We start from the raw sequence: 21,429 nt of genomic DNA on the forward strand, positions 1-21,429 counted from the left end.
TCCAGAATTACTTCGCGGCTTCGGCGGCAATGGCGTCGGTCAGGCCCTTGGCGCCGGCGCGAATGCGATCCAGCGCCTCGCCGATCTCGGCGTCGGTGACAGTGAGCGGCGGCAGGAGGCGGATGACATTGTCGCCGGCCGGCACGGCGAGCAGGTGCTGATCGCGCAGCGCCATGTTCACCTTGGCGTTGGGCATGGCGCATTTCAACCCAAGCATCAGGCCGGTTCCCCTGATACCTTCGATGACGTCGGGATATTCGTCGGCGACCGACGCAAGGCCCTGCTTCAGGAGCAGCGCTTTGCGCTGTACGTCCTCGAGGAAGCCGTCGGCCAGCACCACGTCGAGCACGGCATTGCCCACCGCCATCGCCAGAGGATTGCCGCCGAAGGTGGTGCCGTGCACGCCCGCCGTCATGCCGGTCGCGGCCTCGTCGGTGGCGAGGCAGGCGCCCATCGGGAAGCCGCCGCCTATGCCCTTGGCGATCGCCATCAGGTCGGGCGTCACGCCGGCCCATTCATGCGCGAACAGCTTGCCGGTGCGGCCGATGCCGCACTGGACCTCGTCGAAGATCAGAAGCAGGCCGTGCTGGTCGCAGAGCTGCCGAAGGCGCTTCAGCGACTGCGTCGGCACCGGGCGGATGCCGCCCTCGCCCTGCACCGGCTCGATCAGGATGGCCGCAGTCTCCGGCTTGATCGCCTTTTCGGCGGCGTCGATATCGTCGAAGGCGACCTGGTCGAAGCCCTCGACCTTGGGACCGAAGCCTTCGAGATATTTGTACTGGCCGCCGGCGGCGATCGTCGCCAGCGTGCGGCCGTGGAAGGCGCCCTCGAAGGTGATGATGCGGAAACGCTCAGGATGGCCCTTGACGAAATGGTAGCGCCGCGCCGTCTTGATGGCGCATTCCAGCGCCTCGGCGCCGGAATTGGTGAAGAACACCTTGTCGGCAAAGGTCGCCTCGACCAGCCGCTCGCCCAGCCGGCGCTGCTCCGGAATCTCGTAAAGGTTGGAGACATGCCACAGCTTGCCGGCCTGCTCGGTGAGCGCCGCGACCAGATGCGGATGGCTGTGGCCCAGCGAGTTCACGGCGATGCCGCCGGCGAAATCGAGATATCGCTCGCCATTGTCGGTGACCAGCCAGGTCCCCTCGCCCCGATCGAAAGCCAGGGGTGCGCGAGCAAAGGTCTCGTAAAGCGCCGAACCGCTCATTATATGCGTCTCCGGAACCGGAAATCAAAAAAGCCGCCAATGCGGCGGCCTTTGCGGCTTATCATGTTTTTCGGCCATGAAGTCAACGAAAACGTCGCGCAGAAGCGTGCAGCAACGCCCCGACGGCACGCCGGCCCATAAGTGGTCAGGCAAGTTGGGGAAAACCGAAAAAACCGAATCGTGTTGCCCTGGGGACTCTTGTCACCGAGTCAGCGCATGAGGTAATTGTAGTCGAGAAATAACTAGATTTCGTGCGGCGGATCTAATCACCCGGTAGATGTGGTGTTGTTTGCCCGGCGGGAGCCGGGGCGGGAAAGGATTCTGACTGCCGTACGCCTCAGCAGGAGCGCGGTCTCATGAACTGGACTGACGAGCGGGTCGAACTTCTCAGGAAATTGTGGTCGGAGGGCCTCAGCGCCAGCCAGATCGCAGCACAGCTCGGCGGGGTGAGCCGCAACGCCGTCATCGGCAAGGTGCATCGCCTGAAACTCTCGGGCCGCGGCCGCGCGACCGCGGCGCCGGCGCGGCAGAAGAAGGCGACGCAAGGGGCCTCGATGCAGAAATCGGTGGCTCGCGCCGCAAGCACGACACGTCATGTGACGGCCTCCATCGGCGCGACCGCGCTGCAGGTGCAGTTCGACGCGGAGCCGGTGGCGCGCCACTACATCCGCCCGGTCGAGAACGTTGTCGTGCCGATCTCGCGCAACCTGCAGCTCGTCGAGCTGACCGAGCGCACCTGCAAGTGGCCGAACGGCGATCCGCTGTCGGAAGAGTTCAGCTTCTGCGGCAACGACGCCGCCGAGACCGGACCATACTGCAAATATCACGCCCGGGTGGCGTTCCAGCCGGCGGCGGAACGGCGCAGAAGCCGCTGAGCGATGGCGAATAGCGAATAGCGAATAGCGAATAGCGAATAGCAGGGTGCTGGCATCTGAGTGCGGCGCAAGCTTCTCTTGTCCCTATTGGCTACTCCCTATTTGCTATTCGCTTTTTTCACAGCCACCCGTTCTTCCTGAACCGCCAGTACAGGATCGAGCAGATGAGCGCGATAGCCAGCAGTACAATTGGGTAACCGTACGCCGTCTTCAGCTCCGGCATGTTGTCGAAGTTCATGCCGTAGATGCCGGCCAATGCGGTTGGCACGGCGAGAATTGCGGCCCATGAGGCCAGCTTCTTGGAGATTGCCGTTTCCTGGCTCTGGCCGACCAGCAGACTGGCCTCGAAGGCGAAGGCCAGGACTTCGCGCAGGCTGTCGATCTTTTCCTGCACGGTACGGATATGGTCGGTCACGTCGCGGAACAGCGGATGCATGGCGGCATGGATCTGCGGGAGCTCGGCGCTGGTCAGCCGCCGGCAGACCTCGACCAGCGGCAGCGCCGCGTTGCGCAGCCTGAGCAGATCGCGGCGCAGCATGTAGAGCCGCTCGATGTCGCCACCGCTCATCGGCTTCAGCAGCACCTTGTCCTCGATCGCCTCGACCTCGTCCTCGATCTGCTCGAGCACCGGCATGTAATTGTCGACGATGAAATCGAGAATGGCATAGAGGACGAAATCCTCGCCCTTGGCCAACGAAGTCGGGCAGCTTTCCCAATGCTGGCGTACCGGGGCGTAGGAGGTCGACGGACCGTGCCTGACGCTGACGATATAGCCGGTGCCGACGAAGAGATGCGTCTCGCCGAAGGTGACGCGGCCTTCGATCAGCTGGGCGGTGCGGGCAACGATGAACAAGGCGTCGCCATATTGCTCGATCTTCGGCCGCTGATGCGGATGCTCGGCGTCCTCGATCGCGAGATCATGCAGGTGAAACTGCGCCTGCACCCTGAGCAACAGGTTGCGGTCCGGCTCGAGCAGGCCGATCCAGACGACATGGCCGGGCCTTGACGCCCATAGCCCGGCATCTTCGATCGCGATGTCGGCGACGCGCTTGCCGGCGGAATAGACGCTGGAGGCAATGATGCCGGGTGTCGGCTGGGGGGCCAGGGTCAGGTTTCGAACTTGTTCCATCGCAAACCTCCCGAGACAGCGACTGACAAAATCGCTGCACCTGGAGGAGCTTAGCCTAAATCACAAAGCTGTTCGAGAGGCCGCCCGTTCACTTAGCCGGCACCGTCCCCGGCGCCACCACCTGGTCGGTCTTGTCGCTCTTCGGCCGTTCGGCCGGCATCTGGTCGCCGGTGACGATGTAGTAGATGGTTTCGGCGATGTTGGTGGCGTGGTCGCCGATCCGCTCGATGTTCTTGGCGCAGAACAGCAGATGCGTGCAGGGCGTGATGTTGCGCGGATCTTCCATCATGTAGGTCAAAAGCTCGCGGAACAGCGAGGTGTACATGGCGTCGATCTGGTCGTCGCGGTCGCGCACGAAGCCGATCTTCTCGACCGAGCGCGAGGCATAGACATCGAGCACTTCCTTGAGCTGCGTCAGCGCCAGATCGGCCAGCGCCTCGAGGCCGCGGAACAGGCTGTTCGGCTGCCGGCCGTCGATGACCGCCGCGACGCGCTTGGCGACATTCTTGCCGAGATCCCCGACGCGTTCGATATCGGCCGAGATGCGGATGGCGCCGACGATCTCGCGCAGATCCGTCGCCATCGGCTGGCGCCTGGCGATGATGACGATCGCCTTGTCGTCGATCTCGCGCTGCCCCTCGTCGAGGACGAGATCATCCTGGATGACCTTTTGGGCGAGGCCCGGATCGGCGTTGACGAGGGCCGCGACCGCCTGCTCAACCATGCGCTCGGCATGCCCGCCCATCGCAGCGATGCGCTTCGACAGGAATTTCAGTTCTTCGTCATAGGCACTGATCATGTGGACGGATTGCATGGATATGCCTTCCCGGTTTCTGCCGGCTGGTGCGTTCCCTCAATCTATCGCTGATACGCGAACCCGATGACAGAAAGAAGAAAATGCCGGTTGGAAACCAATACGGAATCAGCGAGCCGGCAAATGAACCGTGAACGCCGCGCCCTTGCCGACTTCCGACTTGATCGACAGTCTAGCATTATGACGAGTCAATATATGCTTGACGATCGAAAGGCCAAGACCGGTGCCTTTCTGGGTCCGGCTGTTTTCCACATCGACGCGGTAGAATCGCTCCGTGATGCGGGGGATGTGTTCCTCGGCAATGCCTGGGCCATAGTCCCTTATGGTGACGTCGATGCCCGGGTCCTGACCATCCTCGGCGCGGGCGATCGACACGGTAACGCGCCCGCCTGATTGGCCGTATTTGCAGGCATTCTCCAGGAGGTTCTCGAAAACCTGGAAGAGCTCGTCGCGGTCGCCGGGTACGGAAATCGGGCCATCGATGAAGTCCCGCTCGATGACGACGCCGTTCTCGCTGGCCAGCGGCGCGAGCGAGTCAATGACGCTGTCTATGGTGAATCGGAGATCGATCTCGGTCCCTGGCCGCAGATAGGGCTTCATCTCCAGCCGCGACAGCGACAACAGGTCGTCGATCAGCCGCGCCATGCGGCCGGTCTGGTTCTGCATGATCTGCAGGAAGTGGTCGCGCGCCGCCGCGTCGTTGCGGGCAGGCCCGCGCAATGTCTCGATGAAGCCGGCGATCGAGGCGAGCGGCGTGCGCAGCTCATGGCTGGCATTGGCGATGAAGTCGGCGCGCATGCGGTCGATGCGGCGCGCCTCGCTCTGATCCTTGAAGACCAGCACATACAGCTCGGTGGCATGGCCGACCGAGGACGCGCTCACCCGGTATGTCCGCTCGACCGGCAGCTTCTCGGTATAGTCGACCACGTCGGCGGCCACCGCTCCCGAGACGATGCCGTCAAGCAGGGCCTGCATTTCCGGCGCACGGAATTTGAGCGACAGCGACATACCGGGCGCCAGCCCGCCGAAGGCGGCGAAAGCGGCCGCATTGGCGTGGACCATGGTGGCTGTCCGGTCGAAGATGATCAGCGGATCGGCAACGGCCGCGGCAAGATACTCGCCGGAGAGCCGTTGCAGCCCGCTGGCCTCGATCGCCGCCGCCTCGTTGCCGGAGTGCCGTTCGACATCGGCCGGCAGCGCAGCCGCCGCGACCAGCGCGGCCAGGGCCAGCAGCGGCACATAGATCGAGAGGCCGCCGAAAGCATAGACGGCGAGGACCGCAAAGATCGCCGCGGCCAGCAGCCGGCGGCTGCGCCGCAGCCGGGCGGCGATGGCTTGCCTCGCGCCTCTCCGCTCTGCGCCTGTATCGACCATGCGCTGCCCCGTATCCCTCCGCGGGCAAAAGTTCGCCCAACCGGACCGGCGCATGACCCCGGAAAAATCGGAATCGATTTTCCGGAATGTTCATGCGCAAAATCAACACGCTACGACGCCGCTCCCGTCCAGACGGACGCGACGCCGTAGAGGCTCCCATAGCATGAGTCCGCAAGCTGGAAAGGTTCGTCTCGATGAAAAAAGCCAAGGAAGAAGCCGAAGCGGCGCCTGCCGCAGGACCGATCAAGATCAGGATCGGCGGCAAGGAACGCGAGTTCGACATCGACAACCCGGTGCTTCCGGACTGGATCGAGGCCAACAAGCTGAGCGCCGGCGGCTATCCTTACGACAAGAAGATGAACAGCGAAGACTACGACAAGGAGCTCGAGCGCCTGCAGATCGAACTGGTCAAGGCGCAGGCCTGGCTGCAGGCGACCGGCAAGCGGGTGATGGCGCTGTTCGAGGGGCGCGACGCGGCCGGCAAGGGCGGCACGATCTTCGTGCTGCGGCAGTACATGAACCCGCGCACGGCGCGCAATGTGGCGCTGATCAAGCCGACTCCGCCGGAGCTCGGGCAATGGTATTATCAACGCTATGTCGACCATTTCCCGACCTCCGGCGAGTTCGTCACCTTCGACCGCTCCTGGTACAACCGCGCCGGCGTCGAGCCGGTCATGGGGTTCTGCACGCCGGAGCAGCACGAGAAATTCCTCGACGAGACGCCGCATTTCGAGCGCATGATCTGCAACGAGGGAATCCACTTCTTCAAATTCTGGCTGAACATCGGCCGGGAAACGCAGCTTGAACGGTTCCACGACCGCCGCTGGTCACCGCTGAAAAACTGGAAGTTCTCGCCCATCGACATCGCCGGCATCAGCAAATGGGACGACTACACCAAGGCACGAGACCTCATGCTCGAGCGCACTCACAAGGAGTTCGCGCCCTGGATCGTCGTGCGCGCCAACGACAAGCGCCGCGCGCGACTCGCCGTCATGCAGCGGATCCTGTTGTCGCTGCCTTATGACGGTCGCGACCTCGATGCCGTGGGCAAGGAAGACAAGAAGATCATCGGCGAAGGGCCATCGTTCCTGGAGAAGTAGCGATCCCCGGTGCCCCGGCCCGGCGTCTCAACGTTACAGCGTCGCACACCGTTCGGGTGCGCGACGCTGAGACTTTTATGCGGAGATCTAGGCGGCCAGGCGGGCGATCCGCTGCAGCCGCTTCAGCGTGGCGTCGTCCTGGAGCGCCTGCTGGAACAACGATATCTCATGGTCGATGCGGTCGCACAAAACAGCCGTATCACCCTTGAGCAGATCGCGTGTCTGCAGCAGCGCGGCAACCGGCTTCTTGGCGAGCTGCCTTGCCCGTGCCAGGGCCGTCTCCTCGGCGCTCCCTTCGACGATCTCGCCGACCAGGCCGAGCGCCTTGGCGTCCTCGACGCCGAGCGTATCGCCCAGGCAGAAGAAGCGGAAGGCGCCGGCATAGCCGAGCTTCTGGGGCGCCAGGATGCTGGTCGCCGCATCCGGCACGAGGCCGAAATCGACGAATGGCACCCTGAACGTGCTCCCCTTGGAAGCGATCACCATGTCGCAATGGAACAGGATGGTGCAGCCGACACCGACGGCATCCCCGTCCACACAGGCAAGGACCGGCTTGGGGAAGGTCGCAAGCATGCGGAACATGTCGGTGACGGCGGCGATAAGCTGCTGGTGCTTGGTGGCGTCGAGGAACTCCGAGAAGTCACCGCCAAGGCAGAAGCAGCCGGCGAGGCCGCGCAGCACGACCACGCGGACCTCGTCATTGACGACGGCCTCGTGGAAGGTCCTGGCGAGGCTCGCATAGGCGTGCCTGTCCAGCACCGGCCGACCGTCATGCGAGGACACCGTGACGACCAGCGTGTGGCCGCGCAGTTCTGGTTCGGGATGGAAGCCCATGACAACCTCCATCACGAAGCCTGCCTGAGGCCGAGCTGGCCGGGGTAGCCCCTCATCATCACCGGCACGAAGTGGTTGCGGCGCTGGCGCACCACCTGCAGCGTATGCTCGGTGAAGGTGAGCAGCGTCGCCACAACCTGCTGGTTGCCGTAGGTGCGCTGGTAGCCGAGCGGCGTCGCCAGGAAGTGCAGCTGCAGCGCCCGCAGCACCCACATCGGTTCGAACTCGATGATGACCTGGTTGACATTGCGTTTGAGGCCCCATTCGACAAAGCCGGCGATCAGCTCGGTGCCGACCGTCGACACGCCGCGCTTTCCGTCGCGAAAGCCCGGCGCCACCGCATAGCGGGTAAGCTCCCAGACCTGCGGTCCCGACGGGGGTGTCCCTTCGTAAAGATCCGACAGCACGTCGGTCAGAAGATGCGCCCGCGTCGTCGGCAGCATGCGCTGGTAGCCGGCGAGCTCGCCATTGCGGATGACGAGGTGATGTTCGGCCTCCTCATGGTCGAACTGGTCGATCTCGAGGCCGTCCGGGCGATCGAGATCGGTCCACCCCATCTCCTCGACGAAGATCTTGTAGCGCAGGCGATGGACCGCTTCCCAAAGGTCGGGGCGCTCCATCAATTCCTGGGTTGTAAGGGAAAAAAGCATTAGCCGTCTCCTAGGCTTAAGAGGAAGATACGGCCGGGCTTCCCCGAAAATATTACGCGATCGCGTAGGCAAGAATTTCTAGGCCGGCACGGCCGACCTAGCTAATATAGACACGTCTAATCGCCTCCGCGACGGCTTGTATCCGACCGGTGGCGCCCAGATTGCTTTTGGTTAACAAAGAGTTAGCCGTGTCTCTTGGGAGGAGATACGGCTGGCTTTCCCGAAAATATTGCGCAATCGCGCAGCCAGGAATTTCTAGGCCGGCACCGCCGACCTAGCTAATATAGCCGCGTCTAATCGCCTCCGCGACGGCTTGCACCCGATTGGCGGCACCGAGCTTGCTTTTTGCGTTAAGGAGGTGTTTCTCGGAGGTGTGCTCCGAGATGCCCAGAATTTGCGAGATTTCCCACTCGGACTTGCCGACGGCCGCCCATTGCAGGCATTCGCGCTCACGCGGCGTCAATTCTATGTGATCGATAACCTTGCCGGCCATCGTATGAAGCTGCATGGCGCGGCCGACGGCATAGGTGGACACCAGCGAGACCATCCCGAATTCGGTCTCGGACAGATCGACGGACTCGCCGCCCAACGAAACCATGACGATCTGGCCGTCGAGCGTGACCAACGGGAAGGCGAGGCCGTCGCGCAGCTTGAACTCGCGGGCATCGCCCATGACCTCGTCGCTGCTCTTGTCGATGACGATGTTCTGGGAAGCCTCCCGCCACTGGAACGGGGCCTGCAATTGCTTCATGTGGCTGACGACCGGATCATGGTCGACATAGTTGCGCGCCACGTAGCGCTCCAGCCACTCGCCCGGCCAGTCGCAAAGCAGCACATGATCCTTCTGCTGGCCGCGGGGCGTGCCGGGCTGCGGCACGGTCCCGGCCATCAGCGCCGTCAGCCCGAAATTCGAGGTGACGGCGAGCAACCGCTCGCACACCGCCGCCGCCGAATTGGCGTGCTGCAACTGGTCTATGTATTCCAAAGTTCTGTCGAACATGCTCATCGCAACATCTACCCCATGTTGCTTTCTGCTTTCGTCAAAGACGGTAGATGCCCGAACCACCCTTCGCCATCAACCCCGTATCGCAAGCTTCTTCATGACGCCGGTGACCTCCCTCGTTGCCGGCGCGCGCTACCACTTGCAGATGTGCTAAACCATACGCCTAATTCGCTCGTTTGAAATCAAAAACAATTGTGCTTGCGCTGTTTTCATACGAAAAGCCGAGAACATGACCGGGCGGAGCCTTATCGTGACATTCCGGTGGATATTTCTGGCCCTGATATCGGCGCTGATCGGTGTGTTGCCGTTTGCCGGCGCGACTCAGGCCGCGGAACCGCAGGTGCCGCTGCTGTGGGACGCCAAGGAGCGGCTGCCCAAGCCCGATCTTTCGGCCCTGCCGCGACTGAGATTCCTCACCACCACCGATTTCCCGCCCTTCAACTTCCTCGACGGCGCCGGCCGGCTGTCGGGTTTCCACATCGATCTCGCGCGGGCGATCTGCGCGGAACTCGGCATCGCCGAGAAATGCCAGATCCAGGCGCTGCCCTGGAACGAGCTCGACGACGCGCTGCAGAAGGGCGAAGGCGAGGCGATCATCGCCGGCATCGCGGCGACACCGGAAAGCCGCCAGAAATACGCATTCTCGCGTTCCTACCTGCAATTCCCGGCGCGCTTCATCATGCCGAGGGACAAGGCCTTCACCGAGCCGATCCTCGACAAGCTGCGCAGCAAGCGGGTCGGGGTCGTTGCCGGCTCGGCGCATGAGAAGATGCTGCGCGACTATTTCAGCACCGTGCAGGTCGTGCCCTTCGACAAGCCGGAGGACCTCTACGCCGACCTCAAGGCCGGCAAGATCGACGCCGCCTTCGGAGACGGCATGCGCTTCGCCTTCTGGCTGGGCGGCTCCGATGCGGCCGGATGCTGCCGCTTTGCCGGCGGGCCGTATCTCGCGCCGGAGTATCTGGGCTCGGGGATGGCGATCGCCACCAGGGCGGGCGACCCGGCGCTGGCGGCGGCCTTCGACTACGCGCTGCAGGAAATCTCGATCAAGGGCACCTTCGCCGAGTTCTATTTGCGCTATTTTCCGGTGAGTTTTTTCTAGGTCGCCGTTGGCCGGTCATCGATTAACTGGCCAGTCCCAATTCACTTGCCTTGGACGATCTTTGGATAAAAAAACATCCTGCGAAAAACAAAACCCCTGAACCGACCTCTGCGATCCGAAGCCAGTAAACAAACTGACTTTGTTCAGCCGTTACATAAACATACACACCCTTTACGTGATAGGGAACAACTCTCCCTGAGCTAGGGTCAGGGCTCTTCGGGTACCCAACAAACCTGTCATCTAACAAGGAATTGTATAGGACGCTACCCAGGAAGATGGCCGTCGCTAGATACAACGCATATTTCCAGGTGGCGGGGCGCATCGCATTACAATCATCGGCTTACGTCAGCGTGCGCAGGCGCGCCTTGGCCGCACGGGCGATCGCGGCGACGGTCAGCGTGTCGAGGTCGAGCTTGAGGCGGATGAGCTGCAGCACCCTCACCTCCTCGATGCGCATTTCGAGATCGACGGCCGCGACCTCGAAAGCAGCCGCGTAAGCCGTGTCGCGCAGCCGCTCCGGCAGTGCGCCGGCGACGCGGGTGAGCACACCCTCCAGCCCGTCCTTGCCGTTCAGCGCCTTCTGGCACTCCTGAGCGACCGCAACCAACCTGTCCTGGTTGAAATCGATGAATACCGGCCAGGAGCGGATGACGTCGCCGATCCGTGCAAGCTCGACATCGGTCATGTCGCGATCGGAGGCCGAGGTGATGACCATCAGGTAGATCAGGGCTTCGTGCGGCGTCAGCGAGGGCATTCAAAACTCCTTGAAACGTGCATGTCGTCTTGCCAAAAACCGCTGCGTAATTTTTTGGCGACATGCACCGATATCGGCGCCCCAACGTAGGAGTGACGTCGTGGCGCCGCAAGGAAAACCGCCGCAAAACGTTGACGCTCCGGCCAGTCGCGCCTAGGAGACCGATTGAAAATCTTCCCGTGCCGCCCAAGCCGATACATGACCTAGCCGGCACATGACCTGGAAAGTGACATGACGGGATCAAACATTATCGATCTCAATCCCGAGATGCTCGCGGCCGCCGCCGAAAGCAAGGCGTGGCCGTTCGAGGAAGCCAAGAAGATCATCGCCCGCTACAAGAACAAGGACTTCCCCGACACCGTCCTGTTCGAAACGGGCTACGGCCCGTCCGGCCTGCCGCATATCGGCACCTTCGGCGAGGTGGCGCGCACCACGATGGTGCGGCACGCCTTCCGGGTGCTGACGCAGGACAAGGTCAAGACCAAGCTGCTCTGCTTCTCCGATGACATGGACGGCATGCGCAAGATCCCCGACAATGTGCCGGATCGCGCGGCGCTCGAGCCCTATCTGCACAAGCCGCTGACCTCGGTGCCCAATCCGTTCGGCGGCGACTATGCGAGCTTTGCCGACCACAACAACGCGATGCTCTGCCGCTTCCTCGACACGTTCGGCTTCGACTACGAGTTCGCCAGCGCGACCCAATATTACAAGTCCGGCCGCTTCGACGAAGTGCTGCTGCGTGCGGCCGAGCGCTATGACCAGATCATGGCGGTGATGCTGCCGACGCTCGGCGAGGAGCGTCAGGCGACCTACAGCCCGTTCCTGCCGATCTCGCCGAAGAGCGGCCGCGTGCTCTACGTGCCGATGAAGCATGTCGACGCCAAGGCCGGCACCATCACCTTCGACGACGAAGGCACCGAGACAACGTTGCCGGTCACCGGCGGCCATGTGAAGCTGCAGTGGAAGCCGGATTTCGGCATGCGCTGGGCAGCGCTGGGCGTCGATTTCGAGATGTTCGGCAAGGACCACCAGACCAATGCGGTGATCTACGACCGCATCTGCAACATCCTCGGCGGACGCGCTCCGGAGCACTTCGTCTACGAGCTGTTCCTGGATGAGAACGGCCAGAAGATTTCGAAGTCCAAGGGCAACGGCCTCACCATCGACGAGTGGCTGACCTATGCGCCGACCGAGAGCCTCGGCCTCTACATGTACCAGCGGCCGCGGCAGGCCAAGAAGCTCTATTTCGACGTCATCCCGAAGGCGGTGGACGAATACTACGCCTTCCTGTCTGCCTATCCGCGCCAGGAATGGAAGGAGCGGCTCGGCAACCCAGTCTGGCACATGCATGACGGCAATCCGCCGGCGATCGACCTGCCGGTGCCCTTCGCGCTGCTGCTCAATCTGGTGAGCGCCTCCAACGCGCATGACAAAGCGGTGCTGTGGGGCTTCATCTCGCGCCACGCGTCCGGCGTGACGCCCAAGACGCATCCGGAGCTCGACCGGCTGACCGGCTATGCCATCCGCTACTTCGACGACTTCGTGAAGCCGACCAAGGTCTATCGCGCCGCCGACGATGTGGAGCGCGAGGCGCTGGCCAAGCTCTCGGAAGCGCTCGGCGCGCTGCCGCAAGGCGCGGACGGCGAGGCGATCCAGAACGCGGCGCTCAACGTCGCGCGGCGGATCGAGCGCTATCAGGACCATTCCAAGCAAAGCCCGGAAGGCGGGCCGGGCGTTTCGGTCGCCTTCTTCCAGATGATCTACCAGGTGCTGATCGGGCAGGAACGCGGGCCGCGCTTCGGCTCCTTCGCCGCGCTTTACGGCATCGCCGAGACGCGCGCGCTCATTGGGCGGGCGCTGGCCGGTCAGCTGGCGGCGTAACGGCGCTGTCTTCCGCCGGCAGGATGGAACTCGGCGCGGCGGGCGCCGGGCCGGTGGCGGCCGGCAATGCCGGCAGGCCGCCGAGGTTCGGAGCCGCGCCGAAAATGCCTTTCTTCGCCGCGCGGGCCTTCTCGCCCGCCTCGACATAAGGGCCGCCTTGCGCGGCGCGGGCCCAGCCGTTTTCCGCCAGCCACTCGCCGACATCCTTGTTGCCGACCCAGCACTTGGCCGCGATGGCAGCCTGCCCGCCTTGCGGCGGCACCGCGCAGACCAGGGTCCGGCCACGCAGGAAAGCGCGGAATGCCGTCCTGGCGCGAACACCGCAGTCCCAGGGCTTGCCCTCATCGCTGCAGGTCTCGCTCTCTTTAACGATCTCGATACCCGAGACGGCGATAGAGTAGTCCTTGGCCTTGATCAGGCCGGCGGCGGTGGCGATGGGCTGGAACAGCTTGGTGCCGTCCCCGCCATCCGGCATCTTAGATTTGGGCGGCTTGGGCGGACCGGCCAGCGCCAGATCGCTGAGCGGCGCGCGCGGCTCGACCCGCTCCAACACTTCAGCCGGCAGGTCAGGCGGCGCCACCACGTCGGGGTCGATCGCCCGCGAATGCACCACCGGCGGCTGCGGAGCGGCAGGCGCCAGAATGGCGGAGGTCGCCGGCTCCCCGGACGGCGCGTCGCTGTCTTGCACCGCAAGCGTGTCGGCGAGATCGATCCGGTCGACCGCGACGACGCTTTCACCGCCCTTCAGCGAACGACCTCCAGCGACGACTAGCGCCGCCATTGCCGGCACCGCCGCAAGCGCGAGGGCAAGATGGAGGATCCGCACCGGCCCGGGCCTATTGGCTCGCCCAGACGATCCGCGCCACCCATTCGACATCGCGCATCGGGATGTCGCGGTCCGGGTGAGCGGGATTGAGCGAGACAAGCACGATCGACTTCGCCGACTGCCGGTCGAGCACCTTGGCCATGACCTCGCCGGCGGTGGTCTTGACGACGACGCGGTCGCCCTTGCGCGTCGGCGCGCCCGGCTCGACGATCAGCACATCGCCATTGCGGTAGAGCGGCAGCATGGAATCGCCCTGCACTTTCAGCGCATAGGACGTTTCTGCCGCCCGCGTCGGAAGCTCCACCAGATCCCAACCCTGTCCCGACGGATAGCCGGCATCGTCGAAGAAGCCGCCGGCCCCGGCCTGGGCAAAGCCAAGCAGCGGCACGGCGGTGCGCGGCTGCGGCGCGACAGAGCCGCGACCTTCGACCAGGCCGGTGAATTCCTCCAACGAGGCGCCGGTCGCCTCGATGATCTTGGCCAGCGACTCGGTCGAAGGCCAGCGCGGGCGGCCGTCGGAGGATTGGCGCTTCGATTTGTTGAAGGCTGTCGAATCGAGGCCGGCGCGCCTGGCGAGGCCGGAGGCCGACAACGAATAGCGCTCGGCAAGAGCGTCGATTGCGGCCCAGACGCGGTCGTGTGAGAGCAAGTCCGCGCTCCTTCGAAACAGGAAAAAATGCCTCAGCCTGTCTAGCGCGCGACCACGTGATTGTCCACCGGCGAAGCGGCGTATCGCTAACAATCAGGGCTTTTTGGCAAGTTCTCGCAAATTCCGGTGCGAGGCGATGAATGCGTGCTCGGCCTCGGTCGGTGGGCGCGGCTGCGCGGAACGGCCGAGCGCCGCCACGACCTCGTCGATCTCGAGGAAACGGCGACCGCGGCGGTCATAGACGCCGCCGGTAGTCAGGATCAGGGCGGCCGTCTCGCCATTTTCGAGGACGAAGCGGTGCTTGCCGATCACCGATGTGCCTTCCCAGGTCTCGATCGACGACACGACCTCGAAGCGGCGCCACAGCCTGATCTCGCGTACATAGGCCACTTGCAGCCCGCCGATCATCGGCGCCCAGCCATTCTTACGCGCCAGGGCGACGAGGCCGACGCGCAGGAAGACGTCGATGCGGCCGAGGTCGGCCAGCATCATGTAGCGCGCATTGTTGAGATGGCTGTTGAAATCGATGTCGGTCGGCAGGCAGCGAAAGGCGAGCCGACTCTGATCGCCGACCCTGTAAGGGCCACGGCTTCGCGCCGTGGCCATCATGCGCGCCAGGCGCCCCCAGACATACATTACAACGCCGCGCGTCCCATTGGACGCGCAAAGGACGCTGTAACACTCTTGCGCATGTTCGTCAGGCCGCCTTCCTCACCTCGCCCTTCTGGTAGGGGTCGAAGCGCTGGTAGAAGGTCTCGCCCTTCTCGGCCATGTCGAGCAAAAGCTTAGGCGCCTTGAACTCGGCCCCGTATTTCTTGTGCAGGCCCTTGGCGATCTTGACGAAACGCTTGGCGCCGATGCCGTCGATGTAGGAGAGCGCACCGCCGGTGAAGGGAGCGAAGCCGAAGGCGAGGATCGAGCCGACATCGGCCTCGCGCGGATCGGTGACGATGCCCTCTTCCATGACCCGCACCGCCTCGAGCGCGATGGTGACCAGCAGGCGCTCTTTCAGCTCCTCATAGTCGACCTTCTCCGGCTTGAGCTGCGGATAGAGATCCTTGAGACCCGGCCACAGCTTCTTCTTCGCCGGCTTGGCGGGATAGTCGTAAAAGCCCTTGCCGTTCTTGCGGCCGAAGCGGCCATGGGTGTCGACCATGGTGTTGATCAGCGCCATCTGCTTCGGGTCAACAGCCTTCTCGCCGAGATCCTTGATGGTCTGCTTCATGATCTTCTGGGCAAGGTCGATTGCCGTCTCATCGGTCAGCGCCAGCGGGCCGACGGGCATGCCGGCGGCCTTGGCGGCGTTCTCGATCATCGCCGCCGGGACGCCTTCGATCAGCATCTTGTAGGCTTCCGACATATAACGCAGCACGCAGCGATTGACGTAGAAGCCGCGCGTGTCGTTGACGACGATCGGCGTCTTCTTGATGGCGCGGACGAAATCGATCGCAACGGCGAGCGCCTTGTCGCCGGTCTTCTTGCCGAGGATGATCTCGACCAGCATCATCTTGTCGACCGGCGAGAAGAAGTGGATGCCGACAAAATTCTTCGGCCGCGCAGAGTTCTTGGCCAGCGAGGTGATCGGGATGGTCGAAGTGTTGGAGGCAAAGATCGCCGAGGACTTCAGCACCGCTTCCGCCTTTTCGGTGGCGAGCTTCTTGACGGCTGAATCCTCGAACACGGCCTCGACGACGAGGTCGCAGCCGGCAAGATCGGCGTAGTCCGCCGTCGGCGTGATCAGCGAGAGCAGCTTGTCCTTCTCTTCCGGTTTGGCGCGGCCCTTCTTCACCTGATCGCCCATCAGGCTGTCGGAATGCGCTTTGCCCTTCTCGGCCGACTCCATATCGCGGTCGAGCAGCACCACCGGAATGCCGGCCTTGGCCGTGACATAGGCGATGCCGGCGCCCATGAAGCCGGCGCCGAGGATGCCGATCTTCTTGAACTTGGTGTCCGGCACGCCGGCCGGGCGGCGCGCGCCCTTGTTCAACTCCTGCAGCGACACGAAGAGCGAGCGGATCATCGCCGCCGCTTCCTTGGTCTGCATGATCTCGGTGAAATAGCGCTGCTCGATCCTGAGCGCGGTGTCGAAGGGCACCAGCAGGCCCTCGTAGACACATTTCAGGATCGCGGCGGCAGCCGGATAGTTGCCGTAGGTCTCGCGGCGCAGGATGGCGATGGCCGGCGGCCAGAGATTGGCGCCGGCCGCCGAATAGATCGGGCCGCCGGGCAGCTTGAAGCCTTTCTCGTCCCACGGTGCTATCGGCTTCAGGCCGTTTTTGATCATCGTCTTGGCGGTCTCGATGAGCTTCTTCGGCTCGGCGATCTCATGGATCAGGCCCATCGACTTCGCCTTTTGCGGCGAAAGGTTCTGGCCGGAGGTCAGCATCTGCAGCGCCTGCTGCTGGTCGGTCAGCCGCGGCACGCGCTGGGTGCCGCCGGCGCCCGGGAAGATGCCGATCTTCACCTCGGGAAGCGCCATCTTCACCTTGTCGGAATCGGCGGCGACGCGGCCATGGCAGGCGAGCGACATCTCGAAGGCGCCGCCCATGCAGGTGCCGTTGATCGCCGACACCCAGGGCTTGCCGCAAGTCTCCAGCTTTCGGAACAGGCCGGTCATATAGCCGGCGTTGTCGAACAGCGCCTTGGTTGCCTTCTCGAGATCCTTCTCCTTTTCGACGGCGAAGGTGGTGAGCATCTTCTGCAGCATCGTGATGTCGGCGCCGCCGGAGAACGTATCCTTGCCGGAGGTGATCACCGCACCCTTGATGGCGGCGTCGCTCGCCACATGGTCGACGATGGCGTTGAGCTCGCGCATCGCCTCTTCGGTGAAGACATTCATCGAGCGGACCGGCATGTCCCAGGTGACCAGCGCGATGCCGTCGGCGTCGACGTCCAGGGTGAAATTGGTGTAGCTCATCTTTTCTCTCCCCGTCAGACGCGTTCGATGATGGTGGCGGTGCCCATGCCGGCGCCAATGCAGAGCGTGACCAGCGCGGTGTTCAAGTCGCGGCGCTCCAGCTCGTCCAGCACCGTGCCCAGGATCATGGCGCCGGTGGCGCCGAGCGGATGGCCCATGGCGATCGCGCCGCCATTGACGTTGATTTGGTCGTGCGGAATGTCGAAGGCCTGCATGTAGCGCAGCACAACGGAAGCGAAGGCCTCGTTGAGCTCGAACAGGTCGATGTCCGACAGCTTCATCTTGGCGCGCTTCAGGAGCTTCTCGGTGACGTCGACCGGACCGGTCAGCATCAGTACCGGCTCGGAGCCGATATTGGCGAAAGCGCGGATGCGGGCGCGGGGCTTCAGGCCCATCGCCTTGCCGGCCTTCTTCGAGCCGAGCAGGACTGCGGCGGCGCCATCGACGATGCCGGACGAGTTGCCGGCGTGGTGGACGTGGTTCACTTCCTCGACTTCCGGATGCTTTTGAACGGCGACCGCATCGAAGCCGCCCATCTCGCCCGGCATGACGAAGGACGGGTTGAGCGAGGCGAGCGACTGCATGTCGGTCGAGGGCCGCATGTGCTCGTCACGGTCGAGGATGGTGAGGCCGTTCTGATCCTTGATCGGGATCACCGACTTCTTGAAGCGGCCCTCTTCCCAGGCCTTGGCGGCGCGCTTCTGGCTCTCGACCGCATAGGCGTCGACGTCGTCGCGGCTGAAGCCGTATTTGGTGGCGATGAGGTCGGCCGAAATGCCCTGCGGCACGAACCAGCCCGGCAGGCCGACGGACGGGTCCATGAACCAGGAACCGCCGGACATGCCCATGCCGACGCGCGACATGGATTCGACGCCGCCGGCAATCACGATCTCGTCCGCGCCTTGCGCGATCTTGGCGGCGCCGAAATTGATGGCGTCCAGGCCCGAAGCGCAGAAGCGCGAAATCTGCATGCCGGGCGCCTTGGTGTCGTAGCCGGCCTCGAAGGCGGCGGCGCGCGGAATGACGGAGCCCGCCTCGCCGACGGGATCGACGCAGCCAAAGATGATGTCGTCGACAGTGCCGGTGTCGAGCTCGTTGCGGTCGCGCAGCGCCTCAAGCGTCTTTGCCGCGAGCCGCACCGCCGGCACCTCGTGCAGCGAGCCATCCTTCTTGCCCCTGCCGCGCGGCGTGCGCACGGCGTCATAGACGTAAGCTTCGGCCATTTTCGTGCTCCTGTGGGTTTGCCGGCCGCCGCGCTCAGAGAGAGCGCCCGATCAGCAATTTCATAATCTCGTTGGTGCCGCCGTAGATGCGCTGGACACGGGCGTCGCGGTACATGCGGGCGATCGGATATTCGTTCATGTAGCCATAGCCGCCATGCAGTTGAAGGCATTCGTCGACGACCTTGCCCTGCAGGTCGGAGAGCCAATACTTGGCCATCGAGGCGGTGACCGGGTCGAGGCCGCCGGCGATGTGGCGGGCGACGCAGTCATTGTAGAAGACGCGGCCAATCGTGGCCTCGGTCTTCAGCTCGGCCAGCTTGAACTGGGTGTTCTGGAAGTCGATGATCGCCTTGCCGAAAGCCTTGCGTTCCTTGACATAGTCGATGGTGATCGCCAGCGCCCGCTCGATCATGGCAATGGCGCCGGTGCCGATCTGCAGCCGCTCCTGCGGCAATTGCTGCATCAGCTGGACGAAGCCCTTGCCCTCTTCGTGGCCGAGCAGGTTCGAGGTCGGCACACGCACGTCGTTGAAGAACAGCTCGGAGGTGTCGTTGGCCTTCAGCCCTATCTTGTCGAGGTTGCGGCCGCGCTCGAAACCTTCGACCTCGTCGGTCTCGACGACGATCAGCGAGGTGCCCTTGGCGCCCTTGTCCGGGTCGGTCTTGGTGACGACAATGATCAGGTTGGCGAGCTGGCCATTGGTGATGAAGGTCTTGGAGCCGTTGATCTTATAGTGATTGCCGTCCTTCTCGGCCCGGGTCTTGACTCCCTGCAGGTCGGAGCCGGCGCCGGGCTCGGTCATGGCGATGGCGCCTATCAGTTCGCCAGTCGCCAGTTTCGGCAGCCACTTCTGTTTCTGCTCCTCGGAACCGTAATGCAGGATGTAAGGGGCGACGATCGAATTGTGCAGGCCGATGCCGAAGCCGTCGACGCCGACATGGCCGATCGCCTCGATGATGGCGCTCTCATGCGCGAAGGTGCCGCCGGAGCCGCCATATTTTTCCGGCATCGAGGCGCAGAGCAGGCCGGCTGCTCCCGCCTTCAGCCAGCTCTCGCGGTCGAAAATCTCGTTCTTCTCGAACTCGTCATAGCGCGGCGCGATCTCCTCCGCCATGAAGCGGGTCGCCATGTCGTAGAGCATGCCGACCTCGTCCGCCGCCCAGGCGGGCTTCGGAAGGCCAAGAACTTCGGCTGGATTTGTCGCCACGATTTCCTCCGCGTTCCGACAATTGTGAGCCGGCTCCGCCGGCCCGCCAAACCTAGAACGCTTCCGCCGGCAGCGCCATTAGCGTATCCGCGCCACTGGAGATGCGGGCGAGACGCGTCGCCGTTTCCGGCATGATCCGCTCCATGAAGAAGCGTGCCGTCACCAGCTTGCTGTCGTAGAAGGACGTAGCGCCGTTGGCGCCCTCCGCCAGCTTGGTCTGAGCGGATTTGGCCATCTGACCCCACATGTAGCCCAGCGCGACCAGGCCGAAGAGATGCATGTAGTCGGTCGAGGCGGCGCCCGCATTGTCGGGCTTGGCCATGGCGTTCTGCACCAGCCACATGGTGGCCGCCTGCAGGTCGTTGAGGCCCTTCTTCAGCGCCTTGGTAAAGGGCGCCATCTTCTCGTCGGCGCGGTTCTCCTCGCAGAACTCGCCGACCTCCTTGAAGAAGGCCTGCACGGCGCGGCCGCCATTCTGCGCCAGCTTGCGGCCGACGAGGTCGAGCGCCTGGATGCCGTTGGCGCCCTCATAGATCATGGCGATGCGGGCATCGCGCACGAACTGGCTCATGCCATGCTCTTCGATGTAGCCGTGCCCGCCAAATACCTGCTGCGCCATCACCGCGTGGTCGAAGCCCTTGTCGGTCAGCACACCCTTGACCACCGGCGTCATCAGCCCGGTGTAGTCGTCGGCCGCGCGACGGTCCTTGTCGTCACCGGAGCGGTGCGCGACGTCCGACTTGATCGCCGTCCACAGCGCCAGCGCGCGGCCGCCCTCGTTGAATGCCTTCATGGTCATCAGCGAGCGGCGGATGTCGGGATGGACGATGATCGGGTCGGCTTTCTTGTCCGGCGCCTTGACGCCGGAGAGCGAACGGCCCTGGAGGCGATCCTTGGCGTAGGAGACGGCGTTCTGATAGGCGATTTCGGAGACCGAAAGCCCTTGCAGGCCGACGCCCAAGCGGGCCTCGTTCATCATCGTGAACATGGCTTTCAGGCCACCGTTCAACTCACCGAGCAGGGTGCCCTCGGCCTCGTCATAGTTCATGACGCAGGTCGAGTTGCCATGGATGCCCATCTTCTCCTCGATCGAGCCGCAGGAGAGCGCGTTGCGCTCGCCGACATTGCCCGAGGCATCGAGCTTGAACTTCGGCACGATGAACAGCGAGATGCCCTTCACGCCTTCCGGCGCGCCCTCGACGCGGGCAAGCACCAGGTGGACGATGTTGTCCGCCATGTCGTGCTCGCCGGCGGAGATGAAGATCTTCTGGCCGGAAATCTTGTAGGTGCCGTCGCCGTTGGGCACGGCCTTGGTGCGCAGAAGACCAAGATCGGTGCCGCAATGCGGCTCGGTCAAGTTCATTGTGCCGGTCCAGACACCTGAGACCAGCCTCGGCAGCCAAGTCGCCTTCTGCCCGGCCGTGCCATGGGTGATTATGGCCGCGATCGCACCCTGCGTCAGGCCGGCATACATCATCAGCGCCATGTTGGCCGAAACCATGTATTCGGAAACCGCCTGGTGCACCGCGTACGGCAGTCCCTGGCCGCCGAACTCGGCGGGTGCCGCGAGGCCCATCCAGCCGCCCTCGCGATACTGGTCGAAGGCGTCCTTGAAGCCCTTGGGCGTCGTCACCGAGCCGTCGTCATGGCGCACGCAGCCTTCCATGTCGCCGGCCCGGTTCAGCGGATGCATGACGTTCTCGGCAAGCTTCGCGCCTTCGGCGAGGATCGCCTCGACCACGTCGGGCGTCGCGTCGGAAAAGCCGGGAAGATTGGAATAGCGCTGATAGCCGAACACGTCGTTGAGCACGAACAGCGTGTCCTGGACCGGCGCCCTGTAGATCGTCATGCCTTCCTCCACCCTTGCGGTCCTGGCCGGCCAGC

Annotated in this window: 19 protein-coding genes; 4 read left to right on the forward strand and 15 right to left on the reverse strand. The window is 63.8% G+C overall.

Translation table 11 applies throughout. The features are described from left to right. Positions 1–7: 7 nt before the first annotated feature. Positions 8–1,207, reverse strand: a complete 1,200-nt coding sequence (locus RFN28_RS00105; protein ID WP_320285334.1) for an aspartate aminotransferase family protein — start codon at positions 1,205–1,207, stop codon at positions 8–10. A gap of 356 nt (positions 1,208–1,563) precedes the next feature. On the opposite strand from RFN28_RS00105, the gene RFN28_RS00110 reads away from it, so the two are divergent. Beyond that, entirely contained in the window at positions 1,564–2,082 is a 519-nt protein-coding gene (locus RFN28_RS00110) for a GcrA family cell cycle regulator (RefSeq protein ID WP_320285335.1), read from the forward strand. Positions 2,083–2,200: 118 nt separating this feature from the next. Here RFN28_RS00110 and RFN28_RS00115 read toward each other — a convergent pair whose 3' ends face one another. The 3 genes from RFN28_RS00115 to RFN28_RS00125 all read right to left on the reverse strand — a co-directional run bounded on the left by RFN28_RS00115 (position 2,201) and on the right by RFN28_RS00125 (position 5,399). After that, positions 2,201–3,211, reverse strand: a complete 1,011-nt coding sequence (locus tag RFN28_RS00115) for a magnesium and cobalt transport protein CorA (RefSeq protein WP_320285336.1) — start codon at positions 3,209–3,211, stop codon at positions 2,201–2,203. A gap of 88 nt (positions 3,212–3,299) precedes the next feature. Continuing rightward, the gene (phoU, locus tag RFN28_RS00120) at positions 3,300–4,025 is read right to left on the reverse strand and encodes a phosphate signaling complex protein PhoU (protein ID WP_320285337.1); all 726 of its coding nucleotides are present in this window, start codon (positions 4,023–4,025) and stop codon (positions 3,300–3,302) included. A 108-nt stretch (positions 4,026–4,133) separates the two neighbouring features. Continuing rightward, complete coding sequence (locus RFN28_RS00125; protein ID WP_320285338.1) at positions 4,134–5,399, reverse strand: ATP-binding protein; 1,266 nt, start codon at positions 5,397–5,399, stop codon at positions 4,134–4,136. Between the two features lie 194 nt (positions 5,400–5,593). Here RFN28_RS00125 and ppk2 point away from each other — a divergent pair, with 194 nt between their 5' ends. Next, positions 5,594–6,499, forward strand: coding sequence for a polyphosphate kinase 2 (ppk2, locus tag RFN28_RS00130; protein WP_320285339.1), 906 nt, complete (start codon positions 5,594–5,596; stop codon positions 6,497–6,499). Positions 6,500–6,586: 87 nt separating this feature from the next. On the opposite strand, the gene RFN28_RS00135 is transcribed toward ppk2, so the two are convergent. The 3 genes from RFN28_RS00135 to RFN28_RS00145 all read right to left on the reverse strand — a co-directional run bounded on the left by RFN28_RS00135 (position 6,587) and on the right by RFN28_RS00145 (position 8,989). Beyond that, on the reverse strand, positions 6,587–7,333 hold the full coding sequence (locus tag RFN28_RS00135) for an enoyl-CoA hydratase-related protein (RefSeq protein WP_320285340.1): 747 nt from the start codon (positions 7,331–7,333) through the stop codon (positions 6,587–6,589). A gap of 11 nt (positions 7,334–7,344) precedes the next feature. Further along, a complete protein-coding gene (locus RFN28_RS00140; protein WP_320285341.1) occupies positions 7,345–7,983 on the reverse strand; it encodes an acyl-homoserine-lactone synthase in 639 nt (212 codons plus the stop codon). A 274-nt stretch (positions 7,984–8,257) separates the two neighbouring features. Further along, a complete protein-coding gene (locus RFN28_RS00145; RefSeq protein WP_320285342.1) occupies positions 8,258–8,989 on the reverse strand; it encodes a helix-turn-helix transcriptional regulator in 732 nt (243 codons plus the stop codon). 247 nt (positions 8,990–9,236) lie between these two features. Between RFN28_RS00145 and RFN28_RS00150 the strand changes: the two genes are divergently transcribed. Beyond that, the gene (locus tag RFN28_RS00150; RefSeq protein WP_430676861.1) at positions 9,237–10,088 is read left to right on the forward strand and encodes an ABC transporter substrate-binding protein; all 852 of its coding nucleotides are present in this window, start codon (positions 9,237–9,239) and stop codon (positions 10,086–10,088) included. A 340-nt stretch (positions 10,089–10,428) separates the two neighbouring features. Here RFN28_RS00150 and RFN28_RS00155 read toward each other — a convergent pair whose 3' ends face one another. Further along, a complete protein-coding gene (locus RFN28_RS00155; protein ID WP_320285344.1) occupies positions 10,429–10,842 on the reverse strand; it encodes a tellurite resistance TerB family protein in 414 nt (137 codons plus the stop codon). 231 nt (positions 10,843–11,073) lie between these two features. Between RFN28_RS00155 and RFN28_RS00160 the strand changes: the two genes are divergently transcribed. Then, positions 11,074–12,723 carry a lysine--tRNA ligase gene (locus tag RFN28_RS00160; RefSeq protein ID WP_320285345.1) on the forward strand — a complete coding sequence of 550 codons (1,650 nt, stop codon included), beginning with the start codon at positions 11,074–11,076 and terminating at the stop codon, positions 12,721–12,723. Here the strand turns inward: RFN28_RS00160 and RFN28_RS00165 are convergent. The 7 genes from RFN28_RS00165 to RFN28_RS00195 all read right to left on the reverse strand — a co-directional run bounded on the left by RFN28_RS00165 (position 12,686) and on the right by RFN28_RS00195 (position 21,394). Beyond that, on the reverse strand, positions 12,686–13,549 hold the full coding sequence (locus tag RFN28_RS00165; RefSeq protein WP_320285346.1) for a thermonuclease family protein: 864 nt from the start codon (positions 13,547–13,549) through the stop codon (positions 12,686–12,688). The genes RFN28_RS00160 and RFN28_RS00165 overlap by 38 nt on opposite strands. 10 nt (positions 13,550–13,559) lie before the next feature. Then, positions 13,560–14,198, reverse strand: coding sequence for a S24 family peptidase (locus RFN28_RS00170; protein ID WP_320285347.1), 639 nt, complete (start codon positions 14,196–14,198; stop codon positions 13,560–13,562). A gap of 93 nt (positions 14,199–14,291) precedes the next feature. Then, the gene (locus tag RFN28_RS00175; protein ID WP_320285348.1) at positions 14,292–14,834 is read right to left on the reverse strand and encodes a thioesterase family protein; all 543 of its coding nucleotides are present in this window, start codon (positions 14,832–14,834) and stop codon (positions 14,292–14,294) included. Between the two features lie 61 nt (positions 14,835–14,895). Then, the gene (locus RFN28_RS00180) at positions 14,896–17,115 is read right to left on the reverse strand and encodes a 3-hydroxyacyl-CoA dehydrogenase NAD-binding domain-containing protein (protein WP_320285349.1); all 2,220 of its coding nucleotides are present in this window, start codon (positions 17,113–17,115) and stop codon (positions 14,896–14,898) included. A 14-nt stretch (positions 17,116–17,129) separates the two neighbouring features. Further along, positions 17,130–18,338, reverse strand: coding sequence for an acetyl-CoA C-acetyltransferase (locus RFN28_RS00185; protein ID WP_320285350.1), 1,209 nt, complete (start codon positions 18,336–18,338; stop codon positions 17,130–17,132). Between the two features lie 34 nt (positions 18,339–18,372). Further along, positions 18,373–19,545, reverse strand: a complete 1,173-nt coding sequence (locus tag RFN28_RS00190; RefSeq protein ID WP_320285351.1) for an acyl-CoA dehydrogenase family protein — start codon at positions 19,543–19,545, stop codon at positions 18,373–18,375. A 52-nt stretch (positions 19,546–19,597) separates the two neighbouring features. After that, positions 19,598–21,394 (reverse strand): acyl-CoA dehydrogenase, encoded by a 1,797-nt coding sequence (locus RFN28_RS00195; protein WP_320285352.1) that lies wholly within the window; start codon positions 21,392–21,394, stop codon positions 19,598–19,600. Positions 21,395–21,429 lie beyond the last annotated feature (35 nt).

This window comes from Mesorhizobium album (assembly GCF_033977205.1).
In the GTDB taxonomy this organism is placed as follows: Bacteria; Pseudomonadota; Alphaproteobacteria; order Rhizobiales; family Rhizobiaceae; genus Mesorhizobium; species Mesorhizobium album.

What these genes read in the sequence shown, in the direction of transcription:
- phoU (WP_320285337.1), bottom strand. Translation starts at nt 4,025, where the DNA reads ATGCAATCCGTCCACATGATCAGTGCCTATGACGAAGAACTGAAATTC.
- RFN28_RS00180 (WP_320285349.1), bottom strand. Translation starts at nt 17,115, where the DNA reads ATGAGCTACACCAATTTCACCCTGGACGTCGACGCCGACGGCATCGCG.
- RFN28_RS00195 (WP_320285352.1), bottom strand. Translation starts at nt 21,394, where the DNA reads ATGACGATCTACAGGGCGCCGGTCCAGGACACGCTGTTCGTGCTCAAC.
- RFN28_RS00105 (WP_320285334.1), bottom strand. Translation starts at nt 1,207, where the DNA reads ATGAGCGGTTCGGCGCTTTACGAGACCTTTGCTCGCGCACCCCTGGCT.
- RFN28_RS00175 (WP_320285348.1), bottom strand. Translation starts at nt 14,834, where the DNA reads ATGTATGTCTGGGGGCGCCTGGCGCGCATGATGGCCACGGCGCGAAGC.
- RFN28_RS00135 (WP_320285340.1), bottom strand. Translation starts at nt 7,333, where the DNA reads ATGGGCTTCCATCCCGAACCAGAACTGCGCGGCCACACGCTGGTCGTC.
- ppk2 (WP_320285339.1), top strand. Translation starts at nt 5,594, where the DNA reads ATGAAAAAAGCCAAGGAAGAAGCCGAAGCGGCGCCTGCCGCAGGACCG.
- RFN28_RS00125 (WP_320285338.1), bottom strand. Translation starts at nt 5,399, where the DNA reads ATGGTCGATACAGGCGCAGAGCGGAGAGGCGCGAGGCAAGCCATCGCC.
- RFN28_RS00145 (WP_320285342.1), bottom strand. Translation starts at nt 8,989, where the DNA reads ATGAGCATGTTCGACAGAACTTTGGAATACATAGACCAGTTGCAGCAC.
- RFN28_RS00160 (WP_320285345.1), top strand. Translation starts at nt 11,074, where the DNA reads ATGACGGGATCAAACATTATCGATCTCAATCCCGAGATGCTCGCGGCC.
- RFN28_RS00155 (WP_320285344.1), bottom strand. Translation starts at nt 10,842, where the DNA reads ATGCCCTCGCTGACGCCGCACGAAGCCCTGATCTACCTGATGGTCATC.
- RFN28_RS00110 (WP_320285335.1), top strand. Translation starts at nt 1,564, where the DNA reads ATGAACTGGACTGACGAGCGGGTCGAACTTCTCAGGAAATTGTGGTCG.
- RFN28_RS00185 (WP_320285350.1), bottom strand. Translation starts at nt 18,338, where the DNA reads ATGGCCGAAGCTTACGTCTATGACGCCGTGCGCACGCCGCGCGGCAGG.
- RFN28_RS00115 (WP_320285336.1), bottom strand. Translation starts at nt 3,211, where the DNA reads ATGGAACAAGTTCGAAACCTGACCCTGGCCCCCCAGCCGACACCCGGC.
- RFN28_RS00140 (WP_320285341.1), bottom strand. Translation starts at nt 7,983, where the DNA reads ATGCTTTTTTCCCTTACAACCCAGGAATTGATGGAGCGCCCCGACCTT.